The 18,016-nt window shown below is 46.0% G+C and carries 17 protein-coding genes and 2 tRNA genes; all 19 read left to right on the plus strand.

Annotated features, from left to right (window positions below; all coding sequences use genetic code 11):
* Positions 1-118 precede the first annotated feature (118 nt).
* The 19 genes from JNUCC21_RS00350 (at position 119) to cysK (ending at position 17,913) form a co-directional block, all read left to right on the plus strand.
* On the plus strand, positions 119-1,699 hold the full coding sequence (locus JNUCC21_RS00350; RefSeq protein WP_052826964.1) for a polysaccharide biosynthesis protein: 1,581 nt from the start codon (positions 119-121) through the stop codon (positions 1,697-1,699).
* Positions 1,689-3,164 carry a nucleoside triphosphate pyrophosphohydrolase gene (gene mazG, locus JNUCC21_RS00355; protein WP_072588720.1) on the plus strand — a complete coding sequence of 492 codons (1,476 nt, stop codon included), beginning with the start codon at positions 1,689-1,691 and terminating at the stop codon, positions 3,162-3,164. Before JNUCC21_RS00350 ends, mazG begins: the two co-directional genes overlap by 11 nt.
* A gap of 1 nt (position 3,165) precedes the next feature.
* Positions 3,166-3,426 (plus strand): RNA-binding S4 domain-containing protein, encoded by a 261-nt coding sequence (locus JNUCC21_RS00360; RefSeq protein ID WP_007409934.1) that lies wholly within the window; start codon positions 3,166-3,168, stop codon positions 3,424-3,426.
* Positions 3,427-3,504: 78 nt separating this feature from the next.
* The gene (gene yabP, locus JNUCC21_RS00365) at positions 3,505-3,807 is read left to right on the plus strand and encodes a sporulation protein YabP (protein ID WP_004264638.1); all 303 of its coding nucleotides are present in this window, start codon (positions 3,505-3,507) and stop codon (positions 3,805-3,807) included.
* Entirely contained in the window at positions 3,804-4,439 is a 636-nt protein-coding gene (gene yabQ / locus JNUCC21_RS00370; RefSeq protein ID WP_011996177.1) for a spore cortex biosynthesis protein YabQ, read from the plus strand. The genes yabP and yabQ overlap by 4 nt, the downstream gene beginning before the upstream one ends.
* A gap of 17 nt (positions 4,440-4,456) precedes the next feature.
* Positions 4,457-4,834 carry a cell division protein DivIC gene (gene divIC, locus JNUCC21_RS00375; protein WP_004264632.1) on the plus strand — a complete coding sequence of 126 codons (378 nt, stop codon included), beginning with the start codon at positions 4,457-4,459 and terminating at the stop codon, positions 4,832-4,834.
* A gap of 80 nt (positions 4,835-4,914) precedes the next feature.
* The gene (locus tag JNUCC21_RS00380; protein ID WP_004264630.1) at positions 4,915-5,301 is read left to right on the plus strand and encodes a S1 domain-containing RNA-binding protein; all 387 of its coding nucleotides are present in this window, start codon (positions 4,915-4,917) and stop codon (positions 5,299-5,301) included.
* Positions 5,302-5,459: 158 nt separating this feature from the next.
* Positions 5,460-5,536 (plus strand) — tRNA-Met (locus JNUCC21_RS00385).
* A 9-nt stretch (positions 5,537-5,545) separates the two neighbouring features.
* Positions 5,546-5,617, plus strand: a tRNA-Glu gene (locus tag JNUCC21_RS00390).
* 209 nt (positions 5,618-5,826) lie between these two features.
* Positions 5,827-8,316 carry a stage II sporulation protein E gene (spoIIE, locus tag JNUCC21_RS00395; RefSeq protein WP_369878487.1) on the plus strand — a complete coding sequence of 830 codons (2,490 nt, stop codon included), beginning with the start codon at positions 5,827-5,829 and terminating at the stop codon, positions 8,314-8,316.
* A 67-nt stretch (positions 8,317-8,383) separates the two neighbouring features.
* Positions 8,384-9,121: a VWA domain-containing protein gene (locus tag JNUCC21_RS00400; RefSeq protein ID WP_004264624.1), complete on the plus strand. Its 738-nt coding sequence runs from the start codon at positions 8,384-8,386 to the stop codon at positions 9,119-9,121.
* On the plus strand, positions 9,087-10,088 hold the full coding sequence (locus JNUCC21_RS00405; protein WP_369878488.1) for a protein kinase family protein: 1,002 nt from the start codon (positions 9,087-9,089) through the stop codon (positions 10,086-10,088). Before JNUCC21_RS00400 ends, JNUCC21_RS00405 begins: the two co-directional genes overlap by 35 nt.
* Before the next feature lie 104 nt (positions 10,089-10,192).
* Positions 10,193-11,611, plus strand: a complete 1,419-nt coding sequence (gene tilS, locus JNUCC21_RS00410; RefSeq protein ID WP_369878489.1) for a tRNA lysidine(34) synthetase TilS — start codon at positions 10,193-10,195, stop codon at positions 11,609-11,611.
* On the plus strand, positions 11,608-12,147 hold the full coding sequence (gene hpt, locus JNUCC21_RS00415; RefSeq protein ID WP_004264611.1) for a hypoxanthine phosphoribosyltransferase: 540 nt from the start codon (positions 11,608-11,610) through the stop codon (positions 12,145-12,147). The genes tilS and hpt overlap by 4 nt, the downstream gene beginning before the upstream one ends.
* Before the next feature lie 97 nt (positions 12,148-12,244).
* Complete coding sequence (gene ftsH, locus JNUCC21_RS00420; protein WP_007615201.1) at positions 12,245-14,164, plus strand: ATP-dependent zinc metalloprotease FtsH; 1,920 nt, start codon at positions 12,245-12,247, stop codon at positions 14,162-14,164.
* 148 nt (positions 14,165-14,312) lie between these two features.
* On the plus strand, positions 14,313-15,089 hold the full coding sequence (locus JNUCC21_RS00425; RefSeq protein ID WP_007409940.1) for a type III pantothenate kinase: 777 nt from the start codon (positions 14,313-14,315) through the stop codon (positions 15,087-15,089).
* A 10-nt stretch (positions 15,090-15,099) separates the two neighbouring features.
* Positions 15,100-15,975: an Hsp33 family molecular chaperone HslO gene (gene hslO / locus JNUCC21_RS00430; RefSeq protein WP_004264606.1), complete on the plus strand. Its 876-nt coding sequence runs from the start codon at positions 15,100-15,102 to the stop codon at positions 15,973-15,975.
* A gap of 45 nt (positions 15,976-16,020) precedes the next feature.
* Complete coding sequence (locus JNUCC21_RS00435) at positions 16,021-16,911, plus strand: peptidyl-prolyl cis-trans isomerase (protein ID WP_061581388.1); 891 nt, start codon at positions 16,021-16,023, stop codon at positions 16,909-16,911.
* A 75-nt stretch (positions 16,912-16,986) separates the two neighbouring features.
* Positions 16,987-17,913, plus strand: coding sequence for a cysteine synthase A (cysK, locus tag JNUCC21_RS00440; protein ID WP_007615206.1), 927 nt, complete (start codon positions 16,987-16,989; stop codon positions 17,911-17,913).
* Positions 17,914-18,016: the final 103 nt, after the last annotated feature.

The raw sequence follows: 18,016 nt of genomic DNA on the forward strand, positions 1-18,016 counted from the left end.
ACAAGTGCTGTTCTTTTTCATATTCATATGTGCTCTCTATCGGTTCGGCCGTTAGGATTGTGATATAATAAGCTCGTTTTATAGACGTAATTTTCTAGCGGCTGGAAGGAGCTTTTGGATGAACGATTCAGTTGGCGCCAAGCGGCAATCGGCATGGAAAGGTGCTTTTGTGCTCGTCGTTGCGGGTATCGTGACGAAGATATTAAGCGCCGTGTACAGGGTTCCTTTTCAGAATATTGTCGGTGACGTCGGATTTTACATTTATCAGCAGGTGTATCCGTTTTTAGGGATCGCGGTCATGCTGTCAACATCCGGTTTTCCGGTTATCATCTCAAAATTAATGAACGATTATAGCGATCATAAACAAAAAATAATGAAAATTTCCGCCCTTTATGTCACGGCGGCCGGACTTGTTCTGTTTGCGCTCATGTATGCCGGTGCGGCGCCGTTGGCCGGTTTTATGGGTGACGCCCGCCTTGTGATGCTGATAAGGGTCGCGGCGTTCGCTTTCATGCTGTTTCCGTTTACGGCGGTTTTCCGGGGGTATTTCCAAGGTGTGCATGATATGATGCCGTCAGCCTTATCCCAGATTACGGAACAGCTTCTTCGCGTGGCGGTGCTTCTCGGTTTATCCTTCTGGCTTTTGAAAAGCGGCCGTTCATTATACGCCGCTGGTGCGGGGGCGGCCTCGGGATCAATTGCCGGAAGCTTGGCAGCCCTTTGTGTATTGGCTGTTTTCTGGTATAAGCGGGAAGAAACAAAGAAAGACGGCGGACATATCGCAACGGCCGTCATTGTAAAAAAGCTGCTGCTTTATTCAGTCACCATCTGTATCAGCAGTGTACTCATGCTTTTGATTCAGCTTGTAGACGCCTTAAACTTATATTCACTGCTTTCAGACGGGACGGAGAGCCATGCCGCGAAACAGCTGAAAGGCATATATGACCGCGGACAGCCGCTCCTTCAGCTGGGAACCGTGTTTGCCGTCAGTATCGCCGCGTCATTGGTTCCTTCAATTTCAAAAGCGGTGCATGAGAATAAGCCGTTTATCATAAAAGAGAAAGCGACATCAGCCGTCAAGCTCTGCCTTGCGGTAGGGATCGGTGCATCAGCCGGGCTTTTTTGCATTTTAGAGCCGGTGAATATCATGCTTTTCCAAAACAGTGAGGGGACGCAGACCTTACAAATATTCAGCTTATCTATCTTTTTTGCCTCGATTGCGCTTACAGCAGCCGCGATTCTGCAAGGAGCGGGACATACCGTTTTCCCCGCCGTATCCGTTTTGGCGGGAGGGGCGCTGAAATGGGTGCTGAATGTTTGGCTGGTCCCCGGTTGGGGTATTACAGGAGCGGCACTGGCGACCGTCTTGGCATTTGCCGCAGTTGCGTGTCTGAATCTCCGGAGAATTTGGTCGAAGGGCTGGCTGACGAATATCGGCGGCGTGATTGCCCATCTGTGCTGGTGCAGTCTGCTGATGGTCTTCTTTCTGCTCGTATATATGAAGCTATGGCAGTTATTTGTTCCCGCCAGCAGGGCCGGAGCTGTATGTGAGAGTCTGTCTGCGTCAGTCATCGGAGGGCTATTGTTTATTTATTGTATGATAAGAATGAAGATTTTCACGGACGAAGAGCTGAGCGGCCTTCCTTTCGGCAGTGCTTTAAGCAAATTGAAAAAGAGGAGAGAAAAACATGGCAGGTAACATTACGGTCGTCGGCCTCGGCGCCGGAGACATGGATCAGTTGACAGTGGGCGTACATAAGCTGCTGACTCAGGCGAAGCATTTATATATAAGAACGAAAGACCACCCTTTGATTCCGGAATTAGAGCAAGAGACGGAAGCGGACATCCGGTATTTTGATGATATTTATGAAAAACATGATCAGTTTGAAGCGGTCTATGAAGAGATCGCGGACATTCTGTTTGAAAAAGCGAAGCAAGAGGATGTCGTCTACGCTGTGCCCGGGCATCCGTTTGTCGCTGAGAAAACCGTTCAGCTGTTATTTGAACGCCGGGAAGAACAACAGGTAGCTGTTCATACTGCCGGAGGGCAAAGCTTTTTGGATGCCACTTTTAATGCATTGCGAATTGATCCGATTGAAGGGTTTCAATTTACGGATGCGCAAACAATGACGCCGGATGAGCTCGAACTCCGCCATCACCTGATCATTTGCCAGGTTTATGACCAAATGACGGCCTCTGAGGTAAAACTGACACTCATGGAGAAATTGCCTGACGACTATGAAGTGGTCATCGTCACGGCAGCCGGAAGCAAGGGAGAAAAGATGACCAAGGTGCCTTTGTTTGAGCTTGACCGCAATGTAGAAATAAATAACTTAACAAGCGTGTATGTTCCGCCGATTAAAAAAGAAGAACTCCTTTACCAGGAATTTTCTGCATTCCGAAGTATTATTCGCGAGCTTCGCGGGCCGAACGGCTGTCCGTGGGATCAAAAGCAGACACACCAGTCATTAAAGAAGTATATGATTGAGGAATGCTACGAACTGCTTGAGGCCATTGACGAAGAGGACACGGATCACATGATAGAAGAACTCGGGGACGTCATGCTTCAGGTTATGCTGCACGCCCAGATCGGAGAAGACGAGGGGTATTTCTCAATTGATGATGTCATCAGAGACATCAGTGCGAAGATGGTCAGACGGCACCCGCACGTGTTTAAGGATGTTAAGGTTCAGGATGAACATGATGTCGTCGCCAACTGGGAAGAAATCAAAAAGGCGGAAAAGCAAACAACATCCACTTCATTGCTGGATGCCGTGCCGAAAACACTTCCTTCTCTTGCAAAAGCGGCCAAGCTTCAGAAAAAAGCCGCAAAAACCGGCTTTGACTGGGATGACGTTCAGGATATATGGGATAAAGTAAATGAAGAGCTGAAGGAATTTTCTGCAGAGGCTTCCGCCGAATCAGCAGATGAAATCAGCTTAAAAGCTGAATTCGGCGATGTTTTATTTGCATTGGTCAATATCGGCCGATACTATAAAATTGAGCCTGAGGAAGCGCTCGCCATGACAAATGACAAATTCCGCAGACGCTTTGCTTATATTGAGAAAGAAGCGGCAGCAAAGGGACTTGAATTGACCGCAATGTCACTTGAGGAAATGGACAAATTGTGGGATGAAGCAAAAGAAATGGAGAGGAGATTCTGATATGAGACTTGATAAGTTTTTAAAAGTATCCAGATTAATTAAACGCCGCACATTGGCGAAAGAGGTCGCCGATCAAGGGAGAATCACCGTTAACGGGAATCAGGCGAAAGCCAGCTCAGACGTAAAAGCCGGTGATGAACTGACGGTCCGCTTCGGCCAGAAGCTTGTCACCGTGAAGGTAAACGAATTGAAAGAAACAACGAAAAAAGAAGAAGCCGCGGGCATGTATACAATCGTCAAGGAAGAAAAACTCGGCGAATAGGCTTGTTCTAAACAAGGCTCCCGCCTCATACAATGCAGTAATAATGCTAAAAGTATCGAGGATATGGGGGCTGAATAGATGAATTCATATTATGAGCAAAAAGGTTCTTCTTCTGTTCCGGAACAGCATGATGTAACGATGAAAGGGAGAAAGCATTTAGACATTTCGGGCGTCAAGCATGTAGAAAGTTTTGACAACGAAGAGTTTTTGCTGGAAACGGTTATGGGAATGCTTTCCGTCAGAGGCGAGAATCTGCAGATGAAAAACCTTGATGTGGAAAAAGGGATTGTATCTATAAAAGGCAGGGTGTTTGACCTTGTATATTTAGACGAGCAGCAAGGGGATAAAGCTAAAGGGTTTTTTAGCAAGTTGTTTAAATGACACTGACGACCCAATTTTATACGATGCTGGCAATGACCGGTATGGGCGCCTGGCTCGGAGCGTCGCTTGATACATACAGGCTGTTTGTCAGCCGCGCCAAAACGGCCAGATGGCTGTTATTCATTCATGACATTCTCTTTTGGATTGTACAAGGTCTGCTGTTTTTCTATGTGCTGCTCAACGTGAATGAAGGAGAACTCAGGGTATACATTTTCTTGGCTGTCTTACTGGGTATTGCGACGTACCAAAGCCTGTTTAAACGAATGTATATAAAAATACTGAAATTTGCCATTCATCTTGCGGTGTCTCTTTACCAATTCGCAAAAAAGCTCATTCAGCACGTGCTGTTCCGTCCGGTGCTTCTGCTCTTTAAGCTGCTCATCGGGCTGATCACGGTTGTTTCTTTATACTCCTATCGGGTGAGTGCCTTTTTTGCGAAGTGTCTTTTTAAGATCGTAACGTTTTTGCTGTATCCGCTGTTTTTCCTGTTGAAACAATTATTGAAACTTCTTCCTGAAAAGTGGCGTCTTACTTTCAAACGATATTTTCAAAAAAGTGCAGGATTTTTACAAAAGAGCAAGAAACTAATCATAACAATCAGATCGACCATGATACGTATTTTGAAAAGGTGAAAGGAGGACCGTCTGGTTTGAATCTATCTAGAGAACGTACAATAACTGAAATCCAAAACGACTATAAAGAGCAGGTTGAACGGCAATCCCAGCTTATGAAAAGAAGGCGGAAAGGGCTTTTCAGACGGTTGATCGTATTCGGCGCCCTTGTGTTGTTGACGGCTATTGTCTTAGCGGGTTCTCTGTGGTCACAGACCTCTTCCCTTAGCGCAAACGAAGAAAAGAAAGCTCAGCTGGAAAAACAAGTGAAAGAATTGAACGCGAAACAGGCTGATTTAAAAGATGAAATTTCCAAATTAAAGGATGAGGATTACGTCACAGAGCTTGCCAGAAGAGACTTGTTTATGTCAGGAAATGGTGAGATTCTCTTCAATGTAGAAAAGAAGAGCAAGTAGCCTTGTTGACACTTAAATTTTTATTTAGGTATAATTAAACAAACGATCTTTTTATAAGCCTAAGGAGGAGCACTTTTTTTATGTCGATTGAAGTTGGCAGCAAGTTGCAAGGGAAAATAACAGGTATTACAAATTTCGGAGCATTTGTTGAATTGCCTGGAGGCTCAACCGGTCTCGTTCATATCAGTGAGGTAGCCGATAATTATGTTAAAGACATTAACGAGCATTTAAAAGTCGGCGATCAAGTTGAAGTGAAAGTCATCAACGTTGAAAAAGACGGGAAAATTGGTTTATCAATTAAAAAAGCTAAAGACCGTCCGCAAGCCAGACCTAGAAATGATTTCCGTCCGAAAGAATCTTTTGAACAGAAAATGAACAAGTTTCTTAAAGATAGCGAAGACCGCTTATCATCTTTAAAACGAAACACGGAATCAAAACGTGGAGGGCGCGGAGCAAGAAGAGGATAACTTGCTGCTTTCTATAAATACATGGAGCATCCGTCTATCCCAGCGGGTGCTTTTTTTGTATGCGCCATTATAGTCAGAAAATTAAAACTTCAAAGTTTCTGTTGACGGAATGAAGAAACCTTTGTATTATATAACTTGTGCTTATAAGCACCTTATATGGCGGTGTAGCTCAGCTGGCTAGAGCGTACGGTTCATACCCGTGAGGTCGGGGGTTCGATCCCCTCCGCCGCTACCATATATATCTGGCCCGTTGGTCAAGCGGTTAAGACACCGCCCTTTCACGGCGGTAACACGGGTTCGAATCCCGTACGGGTCATCAAGCGAATCGGCTTCTGTTGCAGAAGCCGATTTTTTCATATTTAGACAACTTTTTGAGAAATGTCGGAGGAAATACGAAAGGAAAGGGGAACAAGGGAGAAAGCGTCGAAGAGTTCTTTGGAATTGTTACCTTCTTTTGACAAAATCCTATCTGGGCTTTCATTTATAATGACAAGCAACGAATAAAACAGGTGGGGGATGAGAGCAATGGAAAAAGCGGAAAGAAGAGTGAACGGGCCGATGGCGGGACAAGCTCTGGAAAAACTGCAATCGTTTTTTGAAAAGGCGGCAAAGCTTACAGTCCATCAAGCGCATTCACTTTTTTTCTATAAGGGTTTCATTTATGTCGTGATCGGTTTTTTACTTGGACGGGCTTTCATATTATCTGAGGTTCTTCCGTTTGCGCTGCCGTTCTTCGGAGCGATGCTTTTGATCAGAAGAGATAAAGCCTTCTATGCTTGTCTGTCTTTACTTGCGGGCGCTTTAACCATTTCGCCGAAACACTCTTTATTGATTCTCACAGCTTTGGCCGTCTTCACTCTATTTTCAAAAATCGGTACATATATCGTGCAGGACCGGGTGAAGATGCTGCCGATCGTGGTGTTTTTCTCTATGGCTGCCGCGAGAATCGGATTTGTTTATTTTGAGAGCGGCGCTTTTACCACCTATGATTATGTGATGGCTGTTGTCGAGGCGGGCCTGGCCTTTATTTTGACGCTGATCTTTTTACAAAGCCTGCCGATTTTCACGATCAAAAAAGTGAAGCAATCGTTAAAAATAGAAGAAATCATCTGTTTTATGATCTTGATCGCATCCGTTTTAACCGGGCTTGCGGGTGTTTCATTTCAGGGAATGCAGGCTGAACATATCCTGGCCCGCTATGTCGTGCTGAGTTTTTCCTTTGTCGGCGGGGCAAGCATCGGCTGTACCGTCGGTGTGGTGACCGGACTGATCCTCGGGCTTGCGAATATCGGGAACCTCTATCAAATGAGTCTGCTTGCGTTTTCCGGGCTTCTTGGCGGGCTGCTGAAAGAAGGAAAGAAAGCCGGAGCCGCAGTCGGGTTAGTGATCGGCTCACTGCTGATTTCATTATATGGAGAAGGGTCTGCCGGATTAATGACCACTCTTTATGAATCTTTGATTGCCGTTGTTTTGTTTTTGATTACGCCCCAATCGATTACGAAAAAGGTGGCGCGATACATACCGGGCACTGCTGAGCACAGTCAGGAACAGCAGCAGTACGCGAGGAAAATCAGAGATGTCACCGCCCAGAAAGTAGACCAGTTCTCCAATGTGTTTCATGCCTTGTCGGAGAGCTTCGCCACCTTTCATCAGACGTCTTCCGATGAGCAGGCGGAAGAAGGGGAAGTGGATCTCTTTTTAAGCAAAATCACCGAGCATTCGTGCCAATCCTGCTATAAGAAAAGCAAATGCTGGGTTCAAAACTTTGATAAAACATATGACTTAATGAAACAAGTTATGCATGAAACAGAAGAAAAACAGTATGCCTCAAACCGCAGATTAAAAAAGGAGTTTCAACAGCACTGTTCCAAATCCAGACAGGTGGAAGAGCTGATTGAGGACGAACTTGCCCACCATCACGCCCATCTGACACTGAAGAGAAAAGTTCAGGACAGCAGAAGGCTTGTTGCCGAGCAGCTGTTGGGGGTTTCTGAGGTCATGGCGGACTTTTCTCGGGAAATAAAACGGGAGAGGGAGCAGCATTTTATTCAGGAAGAACAAATGATAGAGGCGCTTCAGCATTTCGGAATCGAGATTCAGCATGTCGAGATATACAGCTTGGAGCAGGGCAATATTGATATCGAAATGACAATCCCGTTCAGCGGAGGACACGGCGAGAGTGAGAAAATTATCGCCCCGATGCTGTCTGACATTCTTGAGGAGCAGATACTTGTCAAAAGCGAACAGCACTCGGCTCATCCGAATGGCTACAGCCATGTCGCGTTCGGTTCGACCAAGTCGTACCGGGTATCGACAGGCGCGGCTCATGCGGCAAAAGGCGGCGGCCTTGTCTCCGGCGACAGCTACAGCATGATGGAACTGGGGGCGAGAAAGTATGCGGCCGCGATCAGTGACGGCATGGGCAATGGGGCGAGGGCCCATTATGAGAGCAATGAAACGATTAAGCTGCTCGAAAAAATTCTCGAATCAGGTATTGATGAAAAAATAGCGATAAAAACGATCAACAGTATTCTGTCTTTACGGACGACAGACGAAATCTACTCAACTCTCGATCTTTCTATCATTGATCTTCAGGATGCAAGCTGCAAATTCTTGAAGGTCGGTTCAACGCCGAGTTTTATCAAGCGGGGAGATCAAGTCATGAAAGTGCAGGCCAGCAATCTGCCGATCGGCATCATCAATGAATTTGATGTGGAGGTTGTAAGTGAACAGTTAAAAGCGGGAGATCTGCTCGTCATGATGAGTGACGGTATTTTTGAAGGGCCGAAGCACGTTGAAAACCACGACCTGTGGATGAAACGGAAAATGAAAGGGCTGAAAACCGAAGACCCGCAAGAAATCGCTGATATATTAATGGAAGAGGTCATCAGAACGCGTTCCGGCCAAATCGAAGACGATATGACAGTGGTTGTTGTCCGGATTGACCACAACACGCCGAAATGGGCTTCCATACCGATGCCGGCGGTTTTCCAAAATAAAAAGGAGATTTCTTAATCCATTCGTATAAATCACTTTCCTTCTGGCGAAGATGGGACTAATCGTATCACCGGGAGGAATGTATGTGAATAAGGGACATTTAAATCAAGTTCTGCTGATTACAGATGGCTGCTCCAATCATGGTGAAGACCCGATCGCAATGGCGGCTTTCGCCAAGGAGCAGGGGATTACGGTGAATGTTATAGGAATTATGGAAGAAAACGCGATTGACCAAGAAGCAATGAAGGAAGTTGAAGGCATCGCCATGGCCGGAGGCGGCGTCCATCAAGTTGTGTATGCGTCACAATTGTCTCAGACGGTTCAAATGGTGACGAAAAAAGCAATGACCCAGACGCTGCAAGGTGTCGTCAATCAAGAGCTTAAACAAATCTTAGGGAAAAACGTTGAAATGGAAGAGCTTTCTCCTGAAAAACGCGGCGAAGTGATGGAAGTGGTTGATGAACTCGGCGAAACGGTTCATCTGCAAGTGCTTGTGCTGGTTGATACGAGTGCGAGTATGGCGCCGAAACTGCCGACGGTGAAAGAAGCGCTGATCGATCTTTCCATCAGTTTAAATTCCCGGGCCGGACAAAATGAATTTGCAATGTGTATATTTCCCGGGAAAAGCCAGGAAGTTGAGCTTGTGCTGAATTGGACGCCGAAGCTTGAATCCCTTTCTGCACTTTTTGCGAAGCTGTCGACCGGCGGTATCACCCCTACGGGCCCCGCTATCCGGGAAGCGACGCAGCAGTTTGAGAGAATCCGCTCAAGAAGGAGCATGTTGGCAGATGATGAACGACGCTTTAACGAGTTTGGCATGTAGTCTGGCACCGGGGACGGCAATTCAGGGCAAATGGAACGGCAAATCCTACAGATTGCTCAAACAGCTTGGAAAAGGGGCTAACGGTATTGTATATCTGGCAGAAGCATCAGGCGGACAGGTCGCTTTGAAAATAAGCAGCGACAGCATGTCTGTTACCTCTGAAGTGAATGTCTTAAAATCCTTTTCAAAGGCCCGGTCGCAAACGATGGGGCCTTCTTTTTTTGATGCGGACGACGCGTTTATTCCGCAACTGAATAAAAATGTCTCTTTTTACGTGATGGAGTACATAGAAGGGCCGCTTCTTCCGCAATATATCAGCAGTAAGGGAGCGGAGTGGATTCCGGTGCTGATGGTGCAGCTTCTTTCCAGCCTGTCAGTCCTTCATCAGCAAGGGTGGGTTTTTGGCGACCTCAAACCGGACAATCTCATTGTAACCGGACCACCGGCTGCCATTCGCTGCATTGATGTAGGGGGAACGACAAAACAGGGCCGCGCGATTAAAGAGTATACGGAGTTTTACGACAGGGGCTATTGGGGGTATGGAACAAGAAAAGCAGAACCATCCTATGACCTTTTTGCTGTCGCAATGATCATGATCCACTGTGCCCAGAAGAAAGAGTGCAAAAAGTCAGGACAGCCGAAAGAACAGCTTCGTTCTATCATTGAAGGCCACCCGTTTCTGGATAAGTATAAGAAGGTTCTGTTTTCTGCTTTAAACGGCCAATATCCGTCTGCGGAAGCCATGAAGCATGACATCCTGACTGCGGGGCAGAGCGCCGGGAGCAAAAGGAAAGCCGCCGCCAAGCCTAAGCCGCCGCAATCAAAACCGCGGCAGGGCACTGTATCTCAAACGCGGTATAAACCTAAACAAAAACCCGCAAAGCACAATGGTTTATTTGAAACAACACTTATATTAATCAGCGTTCTCGCCCTTTATTTCGCTTACATCGTCTTTTTTCTCATCTAGTGCCGGCCGGACGCCTGCGCTCATGCTTCTTCTTTGCTTGGAGGGAATGAAAGTGATAGGATATGTATATCTTTAAAAAACCTGCTCATTGTGAGGGGGACATTGTGAAAAGCGTGGAAGATTTTTTCAAAACATATCATCTTCAGGCGGAGGGAGAAACGATTATTGCCGGGGTCTCCGGAGGCCCTGATTCAATGGCGCTTCTCAGTATGCTGAATAAGCACTTCGGGCATTCCTCCGTTATCATAGCGGCGCATGTCGACCATCAGTTCAGGGGTCCTGAATCTGAAGAAGATATGAAGTTTGTGCAGTCATATTGCGAAGCGGAACACATCCTCTGCGAAACGGTACAGATTGATGTTTCTGCATACGCAAAGAAGAATAAGCTGAACAAGCAGGCTGCCGCGCGTGATTGCAGATATCAGTTTTTCGAAGATCTGATGACAAAACACCAAGCGAAGTTTTTGGCGCTGGCTCATCACGGCGATGACCAGGTTGAGACAATCCTCATGAGGCTTGCGAAAGGTACGCTCGGGGCAGGGCTTGCGGGAATGCAGCCCGTCCGCGAATTTGCATCCGGCTGGCTGATCAGGCCTTTCCTCTATGCGGCAAAGGATGAAATCCTTGAATACTGCCGTCAAGAAGGGCTCAGCTACAGAACGGATGAGAGCAATGCAAAAGACGATTATACAAGAAACAGATTCAGAAAGACCGTGCTTCCTTTTTTAAAACATGAATCACCTGACGTTCATAAAATGTTTCAAAAGGTGAGTGAAGCACTGACAGAAGACGAACAATACCTGCAGTCATTAACGAAAGAACGAATGAATAAGGTTATTACAAGCAAGTCAGACACATCGGTTGAAGTCAATTCCTCTCAATTGCTTGCCCTTCCGATACCTTTACAAAGAAGAGGAGTTCAACTAATATTAAACTATCTTTATGAAAACGTTCCATCGTCGTTTTCCGCCCGCCACATACAGCAGTTTCTCGAATGGGCGGAAAATGGAAGCGCCTCGGGAGTGCTTGATTTTCCGAAAGGGCTCAAGGTGGTCAAATCATATCAGACATGTTTGTTTACATTTGAACAATGGCAATGTGAAAAAGTTCCCTTTGAGCTGCAGCTGCAAGGAGCGAAAGGCGAGACTGCTGTTCTCCCCAACGGCTTTATGATAGAGGTGGCCGATCAGGCTGATCCTCATATCAAAAATGGGAATGCTGTTTTTATGACAAGCAGAAACAAGGTGCAATTTCCTTTAACAATCCGGACGAGAAAAATCGGCGACCGGATCAAACTTAAAGGGATGAATGGCTCGAAAAAGGTGAAAGATATATTTATTGATCATAAACTGCCTCTGCGGGATCGGGACGAATGGCCGATTGTAACGGATGCGAGCGGTGAAATTATCTGGCTGCCTGGCTTGAAAAAATCCATCTTTGACGATCTTGTGATTTCAAACAGTGACCGCATTGTATTACAATATAGACAGCATGAAAAGTGTAGGGGGCAAGCATTAACATGAAACAGGATATCGAAAAAGTGCTGATCTCAGAAGATGAGATCCAGCAGAAAGTAAAACAGCTTGGAGAACAATTAACAAGCGAGTACAGCGACACGTTTCCGTTGGCAATCGGTGTGTTAAAGGGAGCGCTTCCTTTTATGGCTGATCTTATAAAGCATATTGATACATATTTGGAAATGGACTTCATGGATGTATCAAGCTACGGAAATTCCACGGTTTCTTCCGGAGAAGTCAAAATCATCAAAGATTTGGATACATCTGTAGAAGGCCGGGACATCTTAATCATTGAAGATATTATCGACAGTGGGTTAACCTTGAGCTATCTCGTAGAACTCTTCCGATATCGTAAAGCGAAATCAATTAAGATTGTTACCCTGTTGGATAAACCAAGCGGAAGAAAAGCGGACATTAAAGCAGACTTCGTAGGCTTTGAAGTTCCTGACGCGTTTGTTGTGGGTTACGGACTTGATTATGCCGAACGCTATCGCAATCTGCCTTACATCGGAGTATTAAAACCGGCGATTTATGAAAGCTGATCGGCTGCCTGCTTCCGAGATGGTTATCGGTTGTATTGGAATGATTTTCTATGGTACTATTGAACATAGTTGTGCTTACTGTGGGAGGAGGTAAGGAATGAATCGGGTCTTCCGTAATACCATTTTTTATTTACTTATTTTATTAGTAGTAATCGGGGTTGTGAGTTACTTCCAGACTTCAAACCCGAAGACAGAAAATATGTCGTACAGTACGTTTATCAAGAACCTCGATGAGGGGAAAGTTGATAGCGTATCGGTTCAGCCTGTCAGAGGTGTTTATGAGGTAAAAGGACAGCTGAAAAAATACGACAAAGACCAGTACTTTTTAACACATGTTCCTGAAGGAAAGGGAGCAGACCAGATATTTGATGCAATTAAAAAGACGGACGTAAAAGTTGATCCCGCACAGGAAACAAGCGGGTGGGTGACGTTCTTAACGACGATCATTCCGTTTGTCATCATCTTTATTCTGTTTTTCTTCCTGCTCAATCAGGCTCAGGGCGGCGGCAGCCGTGTCATGAACTTCGGAAAGAGCAAAGCGAAGCTGTATACGGAAGAAAAGAAACGCGTGAAGTTTAAAGATGTAGCCGGCGCGGATGAGGAGAAGCAGGAGCTTGTTGAGGTTGTTGAGTTTCTGAAAGATCCTCGCAAATTCGCCGAGCTTGGCGCCAGAATTCCTAAAGGCGTGCTGCTGGTCGGACCTCCGGGAACCGGTAAGACATTGCTTGCGAGAGCCTCAGCCGGTGAAGCGGGCGTTCCTTTCTTCAGCATCAGCGGATCTGACTTCGTTGAAATGTTTGTCGGTGTCGGTGCTTCCCGTGTGCGTGATTTATTCGAAAATGCGAAAAAGAATGCGCCTTGTCTGATCTTCATTGATGAGATCGACGCGGTAGGACGTCAGCGCGGCGCAGGTCTTGGCGGCGGGCATGATGAACGCGAACAGACGCTGAACCAGCTGCTTGTTGAGATGGACGGTTTCAGTGCGAATGAAGGAATCATTATTATCGCTGCGACAAACCGTGCGGACATTCTCGACCCTGCATTGCTTCGTCCGGGACGTTTTGACCGTCAGATTACGGTAGACCGTCCGGATGTCATCGGCCGTGAAGCCGTATTACAGGTCCATGCGAGAAACAAACCGCTTGATGAAACGGTGAACTTAAAAGCAATCGCTTCAAGAACACCCGGTTTCTCAGGCGCCGATTTAGAAAACCTTCTTAACGAAGCGGCACTTGTTGCTGCCCGTCAAAACAAGAAGAAAATTGATATGCGCGACATTGATGAAGCGACGGACCGTGTCATTGCGGGTCCTGCGAAGAAGAGCCGCGTCATATCGAAAAAAGAACGCAATATCGTGGCGTACCACGAGGGCGGTCACACCGTTATCGGACTTGTGCTGGATGAAGCCGATATGGTTCATAAAGTAACGATCGTTCCGAGGGGGCAGGCGGGCGGATACGCGGTCATGCTTCCGAGAGAAGACCGTTACTTCCAGACAAAACCTGAACTTCTCGATAAAATTGTCGGTCTTCTGGGCGGACGGGTTGCCGAGGAAATTATCTTCGGCGAAGTCAGCACGGGGGCTCACAATGACTTCCAGCGGGCAACGAGCATTGCCAGAAGAATGGTGACAGAGTTCGGTATGTCAGAAAAACTCGGACCGCTTCAGTTCGGTCAATCTCAAGGCGGTCAAGTATTCCTGGGCCGGGATTTCAACAACGAGCAAAACTACAGTGATCAGATCGCTTACGAAATCGATCAGGAAATTCAGCGCATCATTAAAGAATGTTATGAGCGTGCGAAAACCATCCTGACTGAAAATCGCGATAAGCTTGAATTGATTGCTCAGACATTGCTTGATGTGGAAACATTAGATGCGGAACAAATCAAGCATCTCGTGGATCACGGAAAACTCCCTGAGCGCAATTTCTCAGATGACCATCTTCAAAAAGACGATGTGAAAGTAAACATCCTGTCTAAAACAGAAGACGAAAAGAAAGACGAGCCGAAAGAATAGTTCGCTTTCTGATATGAAAACCGCCGGCGTATACCGGCGGTTTTTTTACTGGTTCCGTTTTGTTTACAAAAGAGCCGCAGATCGTGTATGGTATTGTAGAATGTTGAAAATGTTATGATTAGAAACTATTCAAAAGTGGTGATAGAGGTTGTTACTGGTTATAGATGTGGGGAACACCAACACCGTGATTGGTGTATATCATGATGGGGAATTAGAATATCATTGGCGCATAGAAACGAGCAGGCACAAAACAGAAGACGAATTCGGCATGCTGCTCCGCTCCTTATTTGAACATTCCGGACTCATGTTTGAACAGATTGAAGGGATTATCATCTCATCCGTGGTGCCGCCGATTATGTTCTCTTTAGAAAGAATGTGCACAAAATACTTTCACATCGAGCCGCAAGTTGTCGGCCCGGGAATGAAAACAGGTTTAAATATAAAGTATGACAATCCGAAAGAAGTGGGAGCTGATAGGATCGTCAATGCCGTTGCGGCGATCCAGCAGTATGGCGGCCCCTTAATTGTTGTTGATTTCGGAACGGCGACGACGTATTGCTACATTGATGAAAACAAACAATACATGGGCGGCGCGATTGCTCCCGGCATTACGATTTCAACGGAAGCGCTGTACTCACGTGCGGCGAAGCTTCCAAGAATTGAAATTGCCCGTCCGGACAATATCATCGGCAAAAACACGGTAAGCGCCATGCAGTCCGGCATCCTTTTCGGCTATGTCGGACAAGTTGAAGGTATAGTGAAGCGGATGAAATGGCAGGCAACACAGGAACCGAAAGTCATTGCGACAGGCGGGCTTGCGTCATTAATCGCAAACGAATCAGACTGTATTGATATTGTTGACCCGTTTCTCACTCTGAAAGGGCTGGAAATCATTTATGAGCGAAATCGCGTGGGTCACGTATAGGAGGTAAACGATGGATTATTTAATTAAAGCAATTGCATATGACGGTAAAGTGCGGGCTTATGCAGCCAGAACGACAGATATGGTTAATGAAGCGCAAAGAAGGCATGACACGTGGCCGACGGCATCAGCCGCAATCGGCCGGACGATGACAGCTTCTCTGATGCTAGGAGCGATGCTTAAGGGTGAAGATAAGCTGACAGTCAAAATAGAAGGCGGCGGCCCGATCGGAGCCATTGTCGCAGATGCGAACGCAAAGGGTGAGGTAAGAGCATACGTATCAAACCCGCACGTTCATTTTGATCTCAATGAACAAGGGAAACTGGATGTCAGACGGGCGGTCGGAACTGACGGAACACTCAGTGTCGTAAAAGATTTGGGCTTGCGTGATTATTTTACGGGACAAGTAGAGATTGTCTCGGGTGAACTCGGTGACGACTTCACGTATTACCTTGTTTCTTCTGAACAAGTCCCTTCATCTGTCGGCGTAGGTGTTCTAGTAAATCCTGATAACACGATTCTCGCTGCGGGCGGGTTCATCATTCAGCTTCTTCCGGGGACTGATGAAGAAACCATTTCAACAATTGAAAAGCAATTATCTCAAATCGAACCGATTTCAAAATTGATTCAAAAAGGCCTGACACCGGAAGAAATCTTGGAAGAAGTTCTGGGTCAAAAACCGGACGTTCTCGAAACAATGCCGGTCAAATTTCACTGTTCTTGTTCAAAAGATCGATTCGAAACGGCCATTTTAGGACTAGGCAAAAAAGAAATACAAGATATGATAGAAGAAGACGGAAAAGCCGAAGCGGTTTGCCATTTTTGTAATGAGAAATATTTATTTACAAAAGAAGAACTGGAAGAGCTTCGTGACGAAACAACCCGCTAGCTCTTTAGCGGGTTGTTCTATTTTATAAAAGGGATGGGGTAGATTTTGAAATCGAGAACACTTTTGACGATTATTGTAGCGGCGCTGTTAGTATGCAGTGTGACAGTGGCGTATAAGTTAACAAAATCCCAAGCCGCGGGGTCATCTGAAGAATCCATCGCGACAATCGGTGATAAACATATCACACGGCAAGACTGGATGAAAAAGATGGAAGACCAGTACGGAAAATCAACTCTGGAAGACATGATTAATGCAGAAGTAGTGGAAGAGCTTGCGAAAAAGAATAAACTCACAGTTTCAAACAGCGAATTGGATCGGGAGTTTCTTTTAATCAAAGCGGTAGATAATTCATTTTATGAAGACAGCCATATTACCGAAAAAGAATGGAGAGACCAGATCCGCTACAACATTCTTCTTGAAGAACTGCTGACCAAGGATATCGATATATCGGATAAGGAAATGCAATCATTTTATAATAAAAATAAAGAATTGTACCATTTCGATGATTCATACAGAATACGGCACATTGTCGTCAAAAACAAAGATGAGGCGGACAGGGTGCTTGCTGATTTGAAAGGCGGTTCCAGCTTTGAAGCCGTCGCCGCTGAGCGTTCCACGGACAGATACACGTCTCAGTATGGCGGAGACCTCGGCTTTGTGACAGAAAACCAGGAAAATATCCCGCAGGCATATATCACAGAAGCTAAAAGTCTTAAAGAAGATGAATGGTCCGCTGAACCGATTAAAGTTTCTTCAGGATACGCCGTCATTCAGCTGAAAGAAAAGCTTAAAGCGAGAACTTTCTCATACAATGAAGTGAAGAGCCAAATCAGACGCCAGATCGCGATGGATCAATTAGGTGACAAGGCGACAGTCAAAACGCTGTGGAAAGAGGCGGGGGTCTCTTGGTTCTACGGGGAAAAAAGAACTAAATGATTGACAAAAAATTTTGAAATTGATAACTTATATTTATAATACCAATAAATTTAGTCGGAAATTGAGGTGTCCAACATGGTGCGTATTGCAAATTCTATTACTGAACTAATCGGAAATACTCCTATTGTGAAATTGAATCGCCTGACGGATGAAAACAGTGCAGATGTATATCTGAAGCTTGAATACATGAATCCGGGCAGCAGCGTAAAAGATCGGATCGGAGTGGCGATGATTGAAGCGGCTGAAAAAGAAGGAAAATTAAAAGCCGGCGACACAATCATTGAACCGACAAGCGGAAATACAGGAATCGGTCTTGCGATGGTGGCAGCGGCTAAAGGTCTCAGAGCCATTCTCGTTATGCCTGATACAATGAGTATGGAGCGACGCAATCTGCTGCGCGCATACGGAGCGGAGCTTGTGCTGACTCCCGGCGCAGAAGGAATGAAGGGCGCCATTAAAAAGGCGGAAGAACTTGCCGAGGAACACGGATACTTTGTGCCTCAGCAATTCAACAATGCGGCAAACCCGGAAATTCACCGCCAAACGACGGGGAAAGAAATCGTAGAACAGTTTGGTGACGACCAGCTTGATGCGTTCGTGGCCGGAATCGGTACCGGCGGAACCATCACGGGAGCGGGCGAAGTACTGAAAGAAGCATATCCATCCATCAAAATCTATGCGGTAGAGCCGGCGGATTCTCCAGTTCTTTCCGGCGGAAAACCGGGCCCGCATAAAATTCAGGGTATCGGAGCGGGATTTGTCCCTGAAACATTGAATACGGACATCTATGATCAGATCATTCCCGTCAAAAACGAGGATGCATTTGAATATGCCCGTAAAACGGCAAAAGAAGAAGGGATTCTCGGCGGCATTTCTTCCGGAGCGGCCATTTACGCGGCACTGGAAATCGCGAAAAAACTGGGGAAAGGCAAGAAAGTGCTTGCGATCATCCCTAGTAACGGAGAACGTTACTTAAGCACACCGCTTTATCAGTTTGAATAGAGACATACACACGGCTCCCGGCTGTATCCGGGAGTTTTTTTGTGCCTGAAGCATCGGAAATCCAAAAAACGTTTCGAATTTTATGGTTGGAAGTGAAATTCAC

This window comes from Bacillus sp. JNUCC-21 (assembly GCF_041222765.1).
Lineage (GTDB): Bacteria > Bacillota > Bacilli > Bacillales > Bacillaceae > Bacillus > Bacillus velezensis.